General features: G+C 63.3%; 6 protein-coding genes and 1 tRNA gene. All 7 read right to left on the bottom strand.

Features of this window, described 5'->3' with window-relative positions:
* Nucleotides 1-9: 9 nt before the first annotated feature.
* The 7 genes from NM203_RS22110 to NM203_RS22140 all read right to left on the bottom strand — a co-directional run bounded on the left by NM203_RS22110 (nt 10) and on the right by NM203_RS22140 (nt 16,776).
* Nucleotides 10-3,921 carry an Eco57I restriction-modification methylase domain-containing protein gene (locus NM203_RS22110; protein WP_255062578.1) on the bottom strand — a complete coding sequence of 1,304 codons (3,912 nt, stop codon included), beginning with the start codon at nt 3,919-3,921 and terminating at the stop codon, nt 10-12.
* Nucleotides 3,918-6,734: a DUF8741 domain-containing protein gene (locus NM203_RS22115; RefSeq protein WP_255062580.1), complete on the bottom strand. Its 2,817-nt coding sequence runs from the start codon at nt 6,732-6,734 to the stop codon at nt 3,918-3,920. Before NM203_RS22115 ends, NM203_RS22110 begins: the two co-directional genes overlap by 4 nt.
* Before the next feature lie 6 nt (nt 6,735-6,740).
* A complete protein-coding gene (locus NM203_RS22120) occupies nt 6,741-11,891 on the bottom strand; it encodes a DEAD/DEAH box helicase (RefSeq protein ID WP_255062581.1) in 5,151 nt (1,716 codons plus the stop codon).
* A gap of 284 nt (nt 11,892-12,175) precedes the next feature.
* Entirely contained in the window at nt 12,176-13,840 is a 1,665-nt protein-coding gene (locus NM203_RS22125) for a hypothetical protein (protein WP_255062582.1), read from the bottom strand.
* 6 nt (nt 13,841-13,846) lie between these two features.
* Nucleotides 13,847-14,365: a HEPN domain-containing protein gene (locus NM203_RS22130; protein WP_255062583.1), complete on the bottom strand. Its 519-nt coding sequence runs from the start codon at nt 14,363-14,365 to the stop codon at nt 13,847-13,849.
* A gap of 437 nt (nt 14,366-14,802) precedes the next feature.
* Entirely contained in the window at nt 14,803-16,089 is a 1,287-nt protein-coding gene (gene ltrA, locus NM203_RS22135) for a group II intron reverse transcriptase/maturase (protein WP_255062584.1), read from the bottom strand.
* A 604-nt stretch (nt 16,090-16,693) separates the two neighbouring features.
* A tRNA-Leu gene (locus NM203_RS22140) sits at nt 16,694-16,776 on the bottom strand.
* Between the last annotated feature and the right edge of the window lie 202 nt (nt 16,777-16,978).

Here is a 16,978-nt window from a genome sequence, read left to right on the forward strand (position 1 = left end):
TCGTGCCCCTTATCCTTGCGCCGCCAGATCGTCGAACTGCGATTCGTACGGCACACCGGTCTCTTCGGCTTCGGCCATCGCGTCGTAGATCTCCAAGATCATCCGCTTCGTCCGGTACTCGCCTTGTGCGGCAATGTCTTTGCGCTTAACGATCGGGAACGTCTCCATGATGTAGTCGACGTCGTCACGTTCGATGCCGTACAGGTGGAAGAACGCGGCGTCGAGTTCAGCCTTTCTCCACTGTCGTAAGATCGGGTCGAACTGATATCGCAGTGCCTCTGCACGGCTGGCGATCCATGTGGTCGTCTCGCCTTCGACACCCGGTAGAGCACTGTCGACAAGCAACTGCGGGGTGATCAGCGGTAGCTGCATAAAGATGAAAAAGTTCATGTGCGTCGAACTCTGCTTTTGCCGTGCAACAAAATCAACGACGAAGGCAGACATACACGCCTGCAGATCAAATTGGCCCTCAGACGTTGCACCGTTGACTAGGGCGACAGGCAGCTGATTACCAACCGCGGCGCGGGGGAATACGCTTCCGATAAGCGTGCGTTCATCGGTGCTGCGGCTAATGTCTCGCCAGCCCAATAGCCATTCGCCATCCTGCCCCCGCAGCTTTGTGTCGACTTGTTGCTCTTCGACCCAGTATCGCGGAACCGCAAGGAAATCCGGGTCTTGCTTCTCCTCCAACGTCACGTCGCGGACGGTTCCGTCCCGCTCGTAAGTAGCCCAGCGGTGATCATAATGATGAATCATCTTGGCTTCGTACAACGGCAGCATCCGCTTATCACCGCGCTCAAAGACGTTGCCATTGAGTTCCCAGCCGCCATCTTCCAATTCGTCGCGGGTGCGGAAGAGGTGCGAGTCGTTGGACATGTGGAACATCGTCATGAACTTGATGCCCCAGGGGTTGCCGTCGGGATCGTCCTCGCGCATGAGGATGGGCACTCGTTTGTAGATGCCGAGGGTGATCTCCGCGTCGCGGCGGCTGCGGAACACCGGACAGGTTCCTGTGTTGGGATTCAGTAGCGTGATCTCTTCGGGGGTCAGCACGAAGGTCACGCCGGCGCGCTGCAGGTCGGTGGGGTCGTGGGCGAAGAAGGCGAAGCTGGCTTCGGGTTCTCTCATGTCGCGGCCCACGAGAGTAAGCAGGCAGAACTTGAACCTGCTGTCCACCGCCTCGAACAATGGTTTGCGGTTTTCAAAGTCGTACAGGCTCGAAATGGATCCGTTCTCCACAAGATCCTTGAAGTAGTACTGGGTTGTCGCGTCGGTTGCGATGCCGGTCGGCAGGATCACCCCGAGACGCCCACTACCGGCGAGCAAGTTGCGGTCCGCTTCCGCAAACACTGCATAGGTGTTGATATCGCCCCGGCCGGTCAGCGGGTAACGGCCCGAGGTGCGCATAAGGTGCGAAATCCCTTCCGCCCGGCGCTTCTCGGCGACGAACGCCAAGTGCAGCGGTTCGTTAGTCTCGGGAAGCTTCGCGATGAGACGCTTGCGTGCGGCCGCGTTGGGTGCCGTCGCAATCTCCGGGTCACGCGCTGCGAAGAACTCCTGCTCTTGCAGCTTGACTCGCTCCCAGGGCGGGTTGCCGGTCACCGCCGAGAAGCCGCCCGCCCAACCGGCGACGGGATTGACGGTATCGCCCTTGCTCGGTGCGGTCGGGAAGATATGCGGAAACTCCAAGTGCCAATGGAAGAACCGGTATTCGGCGGCGAGCCGTTCGATCTCGGTACAGCTGCGTTCGTCGAGCGGGTCCTCGCCATCAGTGAGCCTGGTGATGGTGCGGTGGGTGATCGCCTTGGGCGCACCTGCTGTCTTCTGCCAGACGAAGGCGGCGCACCAGGCATCAGCAGCCAGTCGTTGGCGGCGGTAGTCCTCGGACTCGGCGTAGGCCCGGAGCCGTTGCTGCTGAACGTGGACATCGGCCAGGGACAGCGCCGGCGCGGCCACCACATCCAGCACCTGTTCACCGAGTTTGGTGTTGGCGGCCACCATGTCGACGTCGAACAGGCTGCCCTGCGCGCTGCGCTCGGCCTTATTCTGCTTCGCCAACGTGCTGGTGATCTTCTTGTCGTCGCCCTCGATGGGCTTGAACGCGTCATCGGGCAGGCCCTCGGCTAGCAGGCTCGGCGTGGTGCCGACCAGGGCGTTGCCTACTTTGATCTGCGCGTCGAGGAAGGTCAGCGGGCGCCCGGGTTCGAGGGCCTCCATCCACAACGATACTTTGGCGAGTTCGGCGGCCAAGGGGTTGACGTCGACGCCATAGATGCAGCGGCCGGCGACATCGCGCATCGCCGAGCGCACTGACTCCGGGGTGGGCTCGGGGTCACCGGTCCGCAGGGCGGCGACTCGCTTCGCGATGCGCCGGGCCGCGCCGACGAGGAAATGGCCGCTGCCACAGGCCGGGTCGCAGACAGTGACGCTCAGCAGTGCCTCGATCGCGTCGTCGGAGGATTTCTCCGCGTCGTCGAGCACCGGGTCTAGGGCGGTGTCCAATAGCGACTCGACCAGCGAGGTGGGGGTGTAGTAGGAGCCGGTGTCTTTGCGCTGGTTGCCCGACGCAATGGACAGGGTGTAGGTCTTAATCGCAGCGTCCCAGGCCGGCACGAATTCCAGCAGGGCCTCATAGATGCTGCCGAGTTCCTCGGCGCCGAGGTTGCGGTAGTCGACGACGCGCAGGACGTTCGACCTGGGTTCGCGGACCACCGACAGCGAGCGCACCGCCGATTGCAGTGCCTGGTTGCTCAGCGCGCAGTCGGAAAGAAAGTCCAGTTCCCCCTTTTCGAACAATCCGCCGATGCCGGGCAGGCCCAGTTCTGGTAGTCCGTCGACGCTGCCCAGTGCCCGCCAGATCAGCGCCAGCGCTTGCCATTTGTCGCCGTAGCGTCCGCCGCGCCGGCGCCGCGATGTGCGCCGCAGTCGGTCGGTGGAGAAGTAGGTGGTGTAGCGCTGACGGGCCTCGGGTGTGGCGTGCGGGTCGAGCAGCGCCCCACGGTCCTCGGCGACGAAGGTGAACAACATGCGATAGGCCACCCGCAACAATGCGTGGTGGACATCGTCGACCGACAGTCGCCCCTCTGCCAAATCCTCGCGCAGTGCCGCGTTGTCGGGGTGGGTGAGGAATCCTGCGCCGAGGGTCTGCAGAGCTTCGACGACGCCGTCGCGCAACAGGTTCAGGGCACGCGAACCGGTTTCGACCGCTTCTTGGCGCCATTGTTCGAGCCAGCACGATGCCGGCCCGACCTCAGGGTCGCGGGGTTCCACGCGGGACACATGGCACAGCGTGTACAGCAGTAGGAAGTCAGCGAACAGGTCGCCGTCGAAGATGGCTTCCAGGTCGAACTCGACATAGGCAGCGCCGACCAACGAGGTCGAGTCGCGCAGCAGGCGCAAAGTGGTGGCGTTGGCCAGGATCGCCCACAGATGCTCATCGGAGCGGTTCAGCAGCTCCTGCACTAAGGACTGCGGCGAGGCACCGGCCGCCCCGGCGACGCCCTTGCTGCGCGTGTCCAACGGCACGCGGCCCAGCAGATGGATCGGCACACTGCCCCAGACATGGGAGACCGGGTAATGCTGCTCGCCGACGATGATGCCACCCTTGCCGGTGGTGGGGACGCGGCCGTAGCCGAGTTGATCCAGCACCACCAGCAGGAACCGCTCCCGGGTCAACGACGTCGCCGATTCGTCCTCAGGCAGGTTATTGAGGGCTTGGCGGTATGTCGCCCATGCGCCGCGCAGGTAGGCCCAGACCCGGTTGGCGGCCTCTCGGACGGATTCACCCGCTGGCAGGTGATAGTCCGCGGAGGTCAGTCCCGGCAGGTCGGTGCCGGTGGCCAGTTTGGCGAGCAGGTCGGCGGGCAGCAGCCCGCCCTGGATGCGGATGCCGACGAATGTCGCTGCCGCCTCGGTGCTCATTTGGTACCTCCCGTCGGGGGGACGAAGACGAAGACGCCGAGGATGTCGGCGACCGGTTCGACGGTGACCTTGAGCCCACGAATGACGTCGGCGGAGGCTTGGCGCACCCTGCGGTGCGATTTGAGGAGTCGTTTGGCCAGCAGTTCACCGTGGCCTTCGAGATGGGCGCGCACGTCGTCGAGTCCGTCGAGGCTTCGGCTGAGGAACTGTTGTGCCTGTGGGTGTGGCACGTTGCCCGAGGGAATGGCGTCCAGCAGTGGGGCGACCGATTCGGGTTCGAGCCAGTTCGCCTGTGCGGGTGCGCCTTCGAACGCCAGGGTGGCGACGTCCTCTGCCACCAGTTGCCGGGCACCCGAGCGGGACGGCAGTTCGAGGTGAAAGCGATAACGCACCAACAACAATGTCGTCCGGGTGGCCACCGCGCGCGTCCGGACCACGGCGCAGCGACGTGCCGGCCGTTGTTCGGCGGGAAGTTCGGTGTCCAGCGCGGATTCCAGAACGTAGTTGGCGATGGCCTCGACGCTGGCGTCGGTGCGGTTGAGCACGGCCTCGCCGCGGGCCACCGGCAGATCTGAGGCGAACACCAGTGGGTCGCGCCGGAAAGGTGGAAGGGTGTCGCGTAGGCCGAGTGGCAGCGGCGTCAGCGTTGCGGTGAACCCGGATTCCGTTGTGGTGCAGGTGGATCGCAGCGACCTCAAGGTGTGCTGGACGAAGTCGGCGACTTCGGTACCAGTCCCCAGGGCAGCCCGGGACTCGCGCAGTTCGGCGGAAACTTCCTCGGGCTTGATCCCGTGTTGAGCGTATTTGGTCTGGGCGACGCGTTCCCGTTCGGCGGCCGAATCCCATTGGGTGTAGAGGTTGTTCTGCTTGTCCTGAATGTCGAGTTCGAGGCCGAGTTGTTCGGCGTCGCGGCCGCGTAGCAGCAGTCCTTCCATCAGGGCCTCAACCACCACGTCGGTGCTGTCGGGGACCGGCACGGACACGCCGGTCGCCTTGCGGATCGCTTCGTGTTTGCGCAAGAGGACTTCCAGGACGATACCGTCGATCTGGTTGTCGCGGCCGTAGAGAGTTACCGCGCGCACGGTTTGGGCGCGTTGTCCGAAGCGGTCGACGCGGCCTTCGCGTTGTTCGTGGCGGGTGGGGTTCCACGCCAGGTCGTAGTGGATGACAGCCTGGAAGTTCTCCTGCAGGTTCACCCCTTCGGACAGGCAGTCGGTGGCGACCAGGACGTGGCGGCCCGGTGTTGCGGCGAGTTCCTCGATCCTGGTGATGCGTTCGTCCGCTGGCAGGCTGCCGGTCACCGCACGCACGGTGACGTTCTTGCCGAGTGCGGAGTCGAGGTGTTCGGCGACGTATTCGGCGGTGTCGATGAAGCGGCAGAACACGATCGGGTCGCAGCCGTCGGCCTGGACTTCTTTGACGATCTTGACCAGTGCGGCGATCTTGTTGTCGGGCCTGCCTTCCAGCTTCTGCGCGTCGGCGAGGAACCCGCGTAGCCGTCGCGACTTCGCGTCGGTCGGCCCGGAGCTGGGGTCTGCGCCGGGTGTGGTGTCGGCGGCTTCCAGTGCTTCGTCTTCGGGTTGGTCGAGCACGATGGCGCGGCCGATGGCGTCGGCTTCCTCTTGCGAGTCCGCGGCCGCGGCCGCGGCGCGGGTGCGCAGCGTCTGGGCGGCGGCGCGCGGTGAGGAGGCCAGCGCGCGCAGCAGCGCCAGTGCCGACCACCAGTTCACCCGCCGGGCCAGCCCGCCGTCACCGCTGCGCACTGTTTCTCGGGCGTAGTCCAGCACCTTGGTGAACAGGGCGTCGTATTCACGGCTGAGGGTGTAGGGCACTTCGGTGGTGAGACGGTCCTTCGGGAACGGCGTGTCCTCGTCGAGGTAGCGACGAATGTCCGCGCGGCGGCGCTGGACGAAATGTTTGGCCAGGGTTTCGCGGCCGCGGCGGTCTTCGAGGTCGACGGTGGCCAGTTGCGGGTCGAGCAGGCCCAGAAGGTTGCGGAACGCTTCTTCCTTGCCGCTGTGCGGAGTGGCGCTGGCCAGGATCAGGTGCCGGGTCCGGTCGGCGGCGAGGTCGCGCATCAGCTCGTAGCGCTGGGTGCGTCCGGATCCCGACGAGGTGGAATCGGCGACGCAGGTGTGCACTTCGTCGACGATCACCAAGTCGGGGCAGGTGCGCAGGAACTCGTGGCGGCGCCGGGTGCTTTTGATGAAGTCGGTGGAGATGACGGTGATCGGGTAGCGCTCGAAAATCGACTCGGCGCCGACCAGCCCGCGTTCGAGTCGTTTCACGGTGCTGGGCAACACCAGTTCGGCTTCGAACCCGAACTTTTCGCGCAGTTCGCTTTGCCATTGCTCGGCTAGCGCGGGGCTGCACAGCACGGCCAGGCCGCGTGCGTCACCCACTTGTAGCAGTTCGGCGGCGATGAGCGCAGCTTCGACGGTCTTGCCGATGCCGACGTCGTCGGCGATCAACAGCCGAACGACGTCCTGGCGTAGTGCCATCATGAGCGGCACCAGTTGGTAGGCGCGTGGTTCGACGGCGATGGAAGCCAGGCTGCGGAACGGCCCTGCGGTGGAGCGGAATCCGATCCGCAGCGCGCTGCGCAGCATCGATGCGCTCAGGTGATCGCCGATGTCGTCGGGCACCGGCGGAGGGAAGGTCGCAGCGGTCACACCCTCGCTGATGAGGACGCCGGCGATGTCGTCGTCGATGCCCCCGAGGGGCCGCAGGACCAGGAAGTCGTCGGTGCTGTCGGGCAGCACCACCCACTCGCGTCCCCGCGCTGTCACCAGATTGCCCGGTGCGAAACCCATTGCCCGCTATCTCCCTTCACCGAATGCGTAGGCATGCTGGCGGATCTGGGCCACCCAGTCCTCGCCGGCTTTCAACCGCAGTACTGACCACCCGATGTCGATCAGGGCATCCTCCACGTCCCCGGCGTCGGCCGGGGTCTCCTCCTCGACGAATACCGCCAATGCGGCATCGGCAGAGCGGTAGATGAAGTCCGGCCGCACAGTGGTGGACTCGATCGGCTCCCGGATCCCGTCGGGTAGGGCGAAGTCGTGTTCGACCAGCAGATCGATGAAGTCGCGTTCCAGTTGCGATTCGGTCTGAGCGTGGATCTGGTCGATGCGCTCACCCGCGGGGGCTGCTGCGACAGTCGGCGACGTGGTCGCCGCCGCGAGTTCCATCAGTAGGTCGCGGATCGCGTGACGGTCGATGTACTGATGGTCGGTCTGGTTGCCGTACGACAGCACACAGTCGTAGCACGCTTTCTCGCAGCGCTCCCGCGCCCCATCAGCCTGGCCGGCGTCCGTGCCATCGGGGTGGAAATGGGCGATGTAGAGGGCCTTTCGGGCTGCCTGCGCCAGCGCGCCCGGCTCGGAATGGAGCCGGCGGAGCACACCGGCTCCGCCCTCCGCTGACTCGGTGAACAACATCCGAGCCCGCCCGTCGTTATCCGGTAGCGCTTCGCTGGACAACTCCGAATCCTCCAGCTGGAACTCGGCTTCCACGCCGCGTTCCAGCGCATAGCGCAGGGTCGCTGCCACCTCATCGCTGACCGGCCGGGCCAGCCGGAACACCAGGATGTTGCGGGTGTCCTCGACGTACGGGATCACCTTTTGCTTCGACGGCGCGTCGGCCGCATCCTGCAGCTCATCCTCCTGCGGAGTGACGTCCCCGGCTTCCCTCTCGGAAAGCCACTCCCCCTTCACGGTGTCGAGCCAGTAGCCGAGATCCCCGGGATGCTTGCGTCGGCGCCGGCCGACGTTGGTCACCCGAACTGTCGCGGTGTCGCCGTAACTCACTGTCGCCAAGGCCGTCGCATCCTTGCCGGCGCCGGACCCGACGATGGCGTCGAGGCGGCCGGTGCGGGGGCCGTGCTGGCTGAACCGGTAGGACGTGTGCAGTTCAAAGCCTGCCCGGCGCCGTTCCTCCTCGTCGCTGGAGATGCGTTCGCGGCGCCGGGTGAACACCGTCTGCATCCGCATCAACCCGTACTGGGGTACGCCCAGCGCACCGCCGCAGTGCTCGCAGACGTCCAGGCCCGCCCGCCGCACATGGTGGTAACCGCACGACTCGCACCGATAGGCGTCCTGGGTTTCTACGGTGCCGATGCCGCCCGATGCCATCGGCACCTGGATCCGCTTGACCACGTAGCGGGCGCCCTCGTGGTAGATGATCGCGCCGGGCCCAAACTCGCTGATCGCTAAAAACCTTGGCCGCTGCAGGTAGTCGCCGCCATCCCCGCGGCCCGCGACGCTGCGCACGCCGGGGATGTATGCGGCCAGCGGCAGACGCGGGAAGCTGTAGCCCGGTAGGAAACCTTCGGATGCGAAGTATCGGTAGGTGTAGAAGTCGGAGTGCATTCGGTCGGTGTCCTCGTTGCGGAGCAACCGAAGCTGACCTTCGGCTTCCCGGCGTCTCGCTTCCGCGGCGTCGCGCGATCGGCGGTTGACCGAGACGTCGAGCACGATGCGGTTTTGTTCCTGCTGGTCATCGAGGGCCGACTGGTAGAGCTCGCGCCATCTGTTGCAGGCGTCGTCGAAAGCCTGTGGGGCGCTGCCGATGATGGCGTCTGACCACTCGTCGTGCCACCACGCGGTAGTGCCTAGTTCTTCGATGAGTTCGGCGATGAGTTGGCGGGCCCGCCCGGTAGCACGGCGCACCGCATCGGGATTGTCGAGCGCCTTCTTCAGGTCACCGGTCAACGGCATTCCGGGTTGGTCGATGTCGAGCAGGTCAGGCATGCGGGACCGCAGGTTTGCCCCGGTCTCCGACAGCCACAGCGCATGCAAATGCGAGGCCAGCAATGCTTCGTTGGTGAGATCCAGCCGGGGTGCCGCTACCGAGCCGGCGACCATGTCGGCGGACCGCCGGAAGTAGTACTGGTCGTGGGCGTTTCCGGTGGCGCAGTACGTGGTGACCAGGGCGGGCTGGCCTGAGCGACCGGCTCGGCCGCTGCGCTGGGCATAGTTGGCCGGCGTGGGCGGCACATTGCGCAGTCCGACGGCGTTGAGGCTGGCGATATCCACGCCCAGCTCCATCGTCGGTGAGCAGTACATCACCTTGAGATCGCCTCGGCGGAACTGCTTTTCGCGTTCCTCGCGGTCCAGCGGTGACACCTGGGCGGTGTGCTCGCGGGCGTACATTCCGGTCAGCTGGGGCGCGATATTTCGATACAGGTCTAGGAAGAACGGGTTGACCCGGGTGCCTTGTTCGGGATCGAAGCCCTTCCGGAGCGGGTCGGGAGCCCCTGACACACCGTCGCCGGGATGCCAAATAACCGCGGACGCCTTGAGTCGGTAGTTGGGTCCGGGCAGCCGGGGCAGCTCGATCGCGGTCAACAGTCCAGCTTTTTCGAGGGTGGCCAGCACATCTTCGATCACCTTCTGCGCGTCGCCGGCGTCCAGTGGGTCGCCGGCGACGGTCAACCCGCTCGCTTCCCGGATGTATCGACCTAACGCCGAACGCCCGGTGAGTCGGACGTCTGCGCGAGGCCGTCCCGGAGCTCCGGACTGCGTGGACACCACACCGGGTCGCGGTCGCGGCTCACGCGGCGGGATCGCCCATAGTCCGCTCAGGTGCTGGTCTGACTGCCTCCTGATCCGGTCGAACCCGTCGTCCGTCAGGCACTCGACATCCACCGCGAGTTCCCGGCGAAACTCGTCAAGCACGATGCGGCACAGTTCTTCTCGTTCACCTGCCCGCGCGTCGCGAAGCGGTGGGTACGCCGATGACCACAGCGCGGTGTCGGCGGCTATCTCGGTCAGTGACTCGTAGCCGATGCGCAGCAGACCGGTCTGTTCAAGGTTGGGCATGGTGACCCGCCAGCCTCGCTGCAGGTCGGTGTACAGGCGGTATTCGATGAACTCCTTGAACGCCCGTTGCGCCGAACTTCTCGCCCCGTAGACCGCTTCGGGGTTGGCCGCGTAATCCTCGAACTGCAGACCGAGACTGTCCACGACACGTTCGGCGGCGTCATCGTGCCGCAACGCGCTGCGCTGCACGGCCTGGTTCAACGCGCCGCGCAGCTGTGTCATTTGTACGAAGTCGTTGAAGTGCCCGGCCTGCAGGCTGGCGTCCTGCCGGTTGTCGACGAATGTCAGCAGCTTGCGGCTGGAGGCGGTCAGCTCGGCTTCGGGAATTTTGTTGAGGGCACGCACTATTGAGGTGCTGAGGACTGAGACGGCGGAGCTTCGCCCTTCGGCATCTAAGGTGGCGAGCTTGGCAAAGTCGCTGCCGCGGGCCTGCTCGTAGGACACCTTGCAGCGCAGGCAGAACCGGAACGGGGCCGGAACGAAGGCCGCGTCGGTCCCGCCGGATGTCACTTCGGTGCCGGTGGTGTCGACACGGACACGGTGGGGCAGGTACGGGCGGCGACGGTCCGCGACGGTTCCGTCGACGAGCCACGAATCGGGCAGCCGTCCTTCCGGCAACGGGTCGACGGGCCATGGCTGAGCTGTCGAGATGTAGAGGTAGCCGTTGGCCTGGTCGCCGCCGCTGGCGTCGCGGTCCCGGCGCGGACGGTAGGAAACCGTTGATCCTTCAGTGGTTTTCGCGACCACCAGGTACTCCTGTCCGCATTCCCGGCAGAACGCCAGGGGCATAAGAAGATCGGCGGGGCGGTCAGGCACGGTGACCTGGTACTGGGAGGTGATATGGCGCCGTGCCTCGCGTTCAATCGAGACGTACACGGTGTCGCCCTTGGACAGGAACTGGTGCAGCCGGAATGCAAACAGCGGACGGTTGGTGACCGGATGCTTGGCCGCCGAGCCGGCCAGCAGCGTGGCGCGAATCGCCTGCTCGCACTCGTCGACCGTCGTCCCGGTCAAGTCTGCGAGCCGGGCCGCGGTGTCGCGGACCTTGGCGGGAGCTTCCCGGATGATGCGGCCCGTTTCTTTCTCGGTGGCCAGCCCGAATTTGATCTCGATCCAGGTGGCCAGCGGGGACTTGGCGAGCGTGTTGTAGTCACCGGTGGCGCCACCCTGGCGGACTTCGCGGCGCAACCCGTCGGTGTCGTCCGGATCGCCGGCGGTCGCACGGTCGAGCGTTTCTCCGATAACGCGTTCAGCGGTGACCTCGGCGCCGAAGAGGGCTGATGCGACCTCGGCCACCACTCGGCGTTGGTCCTTGGCTGTCCCTGCGCTGGCCATGGTCGCCGAGGTGCCCACGCATTGCAGGTCCGGTGACTGGCAGGCATCGCGCACCCGTCGGACCAGCATCGCGACGTCGGCGCCCTGGCGACCGCGATAGGTGTGCAGTTCGTCGAGCACCAGGAAGTGCAGGCCCTTGGCGGCTTCGACCAGTTTGCGGCGCTCTTCGGGCCGGGTGAGCATCAACTCCAACATGACGTAGTTGGTGAGCAGGATGTCCGGCGGGTTGCGCAGGATGGCTTCGCGCTCTTCGCCCTGTTCTTGACCCGTATAGCGGGCGAAGGTCACGGGCTCGTTGCCCTCGCCGTAGCCGAAGCGCAGGAACTTCTCCAGCTCACCGACCTGGCTGTTGGCGAGCGCATTCATCGGATAGACGATGATTGCCTTCACGCCCCGCTCGCGGGGTTCTTGGCGCAACACCCGATCGACGATGGGCACGATGTAGGCCAGCGATTTGCCCGAACCGGTACCGGTGGTCAGGACATAGCTCTTGCCCGACCGGGCAATCTCCACCGCCTCGCGCTGATGGCGGTGCAGGGTAATCGGCTGTGCGCCGGCGTCGTCCATCCGCCGCTTCGGGCGAAAGATCGTCGAGCACTCTTGGTCGAGGAGACCCTCGGCGATGAGGTCGTTGATCGATCCCCCGGAAGCGAACATCGGGTTCAGCGACAGCCACGGCTCCGGCCACTGCTTGCCCTCGGCCAGTTCCTCCTGAACGTGCTGGTGGATTCGCGGGTCGAGCGGAACGACTTCGCTGGTCGTGAACGAGCGGTAGTCGTCGATCAACTCCCGATGCACGCGAAAGACGTCCACAGGCCCCCTCGAATCTATCGCCGTCGTCAACGCTAGCCATCATTGCCGCGGTATAGCCCCACACCCGGCGAACTGCGGCAAACTCGACCGCGGAAGCCAGCATGAACCCCGAGCTCTTGCGGCAAACATACTCGCGGACGCGACAATGTTAGGGAGTTCGGCGCGCCGAGGCTGATGTCCACGACGCACGATGTCGGTGCTCACAGCAACCGTACCTATGCACCTAGGCGCCACGCTCATCGACAGTTCGCGACCGACTACGAAGGGTTCTCTGGTTGCCTTCGCTAGGAAACGCCGCTGAAGGCCTCGAGCTTCAACCTGGGCGCGCTCCGCAGGATCGCCGTTAACTGTCTTGAGGTGGAGCCAATTCTTGCCTTCTCACTGCCGCGCGTTTGCCTTGCAACATAGTTTCCACCAACGAAATCGAGTACATGGATTCGTTGTTTGAGGCGCGCGCCCGAGTACTGGCTTAAGTCCAACATAAACGCCTCCGAACGGTGCCCTGCTGAATGTGGGTCCGATACTCCCTCATCAATCAAGTGGACCATCCGGGCGTCCATCAAATCCGTAAGCAGGCTGTACCAAAGCGGGTGGTCTTCTTTGTCGCGAAAGCTAACTAGAAAATAGGTATATCCAGAATCTTCGAGGCAGAACCGCCTCACAATCTTTAGTGTCTCAACGGTCTTATCCGCAGAACCTGGATTTGAAGCCATGTCCTCTTCCAATTCGTTAATTTTGGCCGCCGCGGCGTCGCCCGCAGCCTGATTAACCTCTTGTACCCCGGCCTGCCTCGCACCTGGACGTTGCTGAGCTCTCGTCACCGCGCTTGCGGCGAGCACCATATAGTCTCGCGGAACTCCTCCAGATGCTAGAACCAATCGGTCTAATGCGCCGCGGCTAAAAATCCTCGACAGCGACGAAATACCGACTGTTTTTGCATAGCCGTCAAGAACCGCTTCTAGAAATTCTCCTGCTTGCCTCGGGTCCTGCAAAGTCACGTCAAGATCGACGACCTCAGCGTCCTGCCCCGTCTGTAACCCAGTGGGCGGGGAACTAACCCACCACCTCGTGAGGTGCTTTATCGATGCGATTTTTAGCCAGATTTTCGAGTCACGCGTAACGCCATGCAACATGTCAAGTATTGCCGGTTGATCTGCTCGGGGTACATAGTAGAAGTCGTCAAGGAACGCATAGACAGTCATATTTGTTAGCTCAAGGTATCTTTGCAGTGCCCCTTGAGCCTTCGGTACTAATTGAGTAACTTCAAGTTCTGTATTGACCTCTTTGGTCAGCATGGCTTGAACTAGGCTGTAGCAATTAGAAATAGCGATACTCGCTGAATGACTCGGAGGAAGTATGTCCTCACCCGACAGGACTCCTTCGAAGATCTTGCTCAAAGTGTAGAGCACAACTCTGGGCCCCGGCTCACGTCGGTAAGTCTGGATATTGACCCATGCTGCTGCAGCCCCGCCTGTCTCAACACTACGTCTCGCCTCTACAAGTAGAGCAGTCTTTCCCGCACCCCGCCGACCAAATATTAAGTGGTGCCGTGCTGCGGTTACAGCGGATAGGCTGCCGCGGGCATTCGGCACATAAATCAAGCTTGGCTCCGCTGCGGATACCCGGGATCGCGCGCTAACAAGGGCTACTAGTTCCGTGACTCGCTTATCCGCGAGACTGGTCAGGGCTGGTTGCTTCACCTTCGCTGGACCCTTCGGGTCCGCATACGGACGGATGATGACGTAAACTTCACTACCGTCGACAGCTAACCGGGATTCCAAGTCACTGGAATGCTTCGCCGCCTCTGGAACAGATTCCTTGGGCACGAATACTAGGTAGTTCTTCTCCCCTGGGTACTCGCGTACCTGAATGTCTTCTACTCTTACACCTACGGCTTCAAGCACGTTGCGGACTAGCTTTAACCCCAGATCTGAACTCGACATTGTCATAGGAACTTACATCCTCTTTGCCCTAGATAATCGCGGCAGTCCGACACAAATATTGTCGCCACTGGTGTTAGGTCTCTTGCTGTCTTCCCTGAAGTAGGCGCTATCGTTCGGATAGGGGTCGTAGTCGGCTTCATTCCGACGAACTCTTGCATCTTTCAAGTCGTTTGATCTGATGTCGCGATTTGGAAAGTCGTTTGGTAAAGCTCCAGGCAGTTTATTGTGTTCCTGGTGATCATCACCATTGTGCGAGTAATATGACACCGCTCGCATCGAGTGATACATCGCGTAATAGAACCGCCCGATTACCGACCGCCAGTCTGGACGAGTGGTGGCACTCATCCGCATTCCCACTCGAAGAAAGCGCAAGCCAAGCTTCAGGCGGTCCGCCGCAGCTTGCTGAACGAGATCCTCGATTGGTTGTCCGAATGTCGCAGTTAGAGATACTCCTTCGGACAGCAGATCCAGCGTCTTCTTCGGCGCCGTACTTACACGCAGAAGGCGCTGTTGGTGCTCACTTCTCACCATCCAAGCGTTCCATTCCCGAGCATCAAAGAGTTACCGCGGTCCGACTGCGTCTGAAGACTCCAGCTGAACCACCTCTGCGTAACTGCATATAGCGGCCAAAACGCGCCTCCTCGTCGGGGTTTCGATGTGAGTCCGTCCGGAAGCATCGTCGCATGTTGCCGGGGCAATGCCGGCGAAGAATCCGCACGCTACGGCGATCGCATCCGGCCGGTGTAGAAGTACATGCGCGAATGTATGTAGTAGTTCGATCGGAATTGTGCGGCGACACGCGGTAGATCGCGACCCGAGTTGCCCGTGATGGGGACTTGCGTCAACAGATCCCCGGTCACCGCCAGTTGACGGAGAGCCTGACCGCGTACCCACAATCGAGTAGGGGGCCGGGTTGACCGGCCCCCTCTCACACCACCGGACGTGCGGGCCTCGCATCCGGCGGTTCGCTAGGTCGCTTGGAATCGAGTCCAGGCGTGGTGAAAGTAGATGAGGCCTAACTGCTCCCAGTAGAGATTGGGAAGCGCCCGCTGCAAGATCGGAGAGCCCGCGATCCGCCAATAGCCGCGACTGCTCATACCCCACTGCCAGGCCAGATCGGCCCGGATATCGAGGGCACGCAGATTCGCGACCCGGGTTCGGGGGCGTTTCCATTCCTTCCAACGGACTTGGCGCAACCGGCAGCGGAACCATTCATCGAGATCCCGGAACTTCCGGGGGGTGTCCGCCAGGCGGAAATACCCCATCCATCCTCGGACGTACTGGTTCAACCGCATGATGCGGTAGCCCATGGCCACACTCCACCGCCGCGAGGTCAACTCCCGGAGACGGGTTTTCATCCGCTGCCACGCCTTCGGCGCGACCCGAATCCTGACCCCCGCCGTGGTGAAGTAGAACCCGAAACCCAGCAACACAGCTGTCGTCGCCGGATTGATCGAGGACTTGGCCCTGTTCACCCTCAACTTCAACCGCTGCTCCAGCAGCCCGGTGCTCTGCTCGAGCACCCGCTGCGCCGCCCGTTTCGACTTCACGAAGACCCGGATATCGTCGGCATACCGAACAAACCGGTGCCCGCGAGCCCAGAACTCCTGATCGAAATCGTCGAGCATGATGTTGGACAGCAACGGCGACAACGGCGACCCCTGCGGGGTCCCCTCCGATACCGCCTGCCGTACCCCATCAGCCATGATCCCCGCCTCCAAGTAGCGGCGGATCAGCTTCAGCAGCTGTTTGTCCTTCACCTTCCGCGCAACCCGGGCCATCAACACGTCATGGTGGACCCGATCAAAGAACGCATCCAGATCCACCTCGACCACCCACCGATACCCCTGCTCGATCACCAACCGCGCGACCTTCACAGCATCATGGGCGCTCTTGCCCGGCCGGAACCCATAGGACACCGGCACAAACCCCGGATCGAACACCGGGACCAGCACTTGCGCGACCGCCTGCTGGATCAACCGATCCAACACCGTCGGCACCCCCAACTTCCGTTGCCCACCATCAGGTTTGGGAATCATCACCTGACGCACCGGCGACGGACGGTACGTACCCGCATCCAACGCCGCCCGGACACCAGCCCAATGCTCACGACACCACCCACGCAGTTGCTGCGTCGTCATGCCATCCACACCCGCCGCGCCCCGGTTACGTTCGACACGTTCCAGCGCGACGACCAAGTTCGACGGAGCAAACACCTGCTCCCACAAATCCTGATCGCCCCTGATGTCCTTCACGGCACCCGCCGAGAGATCACTACGCACAGCCGAGGGCCCTTCCGGATTCACCGGTACCTCCCATCGGACTGCCCCACCAGAGGTGGGTTGGCTGCGATCACCGCGATCTCCACGAGTAGTGCCACGTCAACACATCAATTCCCAGCGTTCAGCCCTTCCCAGCACTCACAATTCCCGCTGGTACTACGACCTCTGCTGACTTCTGCCCCATCAGCACCGCCCTCACGGACGACGCCGCGCCGACACACCGGTCGACGCACTGGGACAGATCTCCCCAGATAAGAACATTCACTGTCCGTCTGCCGCTGCCGCATTTACACACCGACCGCTTCGGTGGAACGGGCTTCGCCATCTCTTGCTGGCTCACCCCGACCGGCATGCCTCATATGCGATTCGTGTTCCTCAGTGCAGACTTTCGTCTCCGGCTTCCTTCCCACCCCACCTCACAGTGACGCAGTTGCCATCAACTAGGAGTTAAACCACCTTCACCTCCAGAGGACTCACACCTCCAAGCGAATGCCCATGCTGGGCGTACAAACACAAAGGTCACGACCCATTTCTGGATCGTGACCTTTACGCCGCGGTTGCGTAGAACCGCTCGTTGTGGGCGAAGGGGGACTTGAACCCCCACGTCCCGAAGGACACTGGCACCTGAAGCCAGCGCGTCTGCCATTCCGCCACTCGCCCCAACAACCGGGCAAGGTTATCAGCACGCCCGCTCGTTCCCCAAACCGTTTGAGCCCACCTCGGCATCGAGCGCTGACCTGCCGCGATCCGATTCTCAGTGTTTCCTTGGACCGTTGGCGTGCGCGCTGCGCCGGGGAGGGCCGATACCATGCGTACCGGGGTGATCAGGCGCGCGACACGCGCGTCGCCGCAGCGCACCCCG

The sequence above is a fragment of the Mycolicibacterium arenosum genome (assembly GCF_024320865.1).
Classification (GTDB): domain Bacteria; phylum Actinomycetota; class Actinomycetes; order Mycobacteriales; family Mycobacteriaceae; genus Mycobacterium; species Mycobacterium arenosum.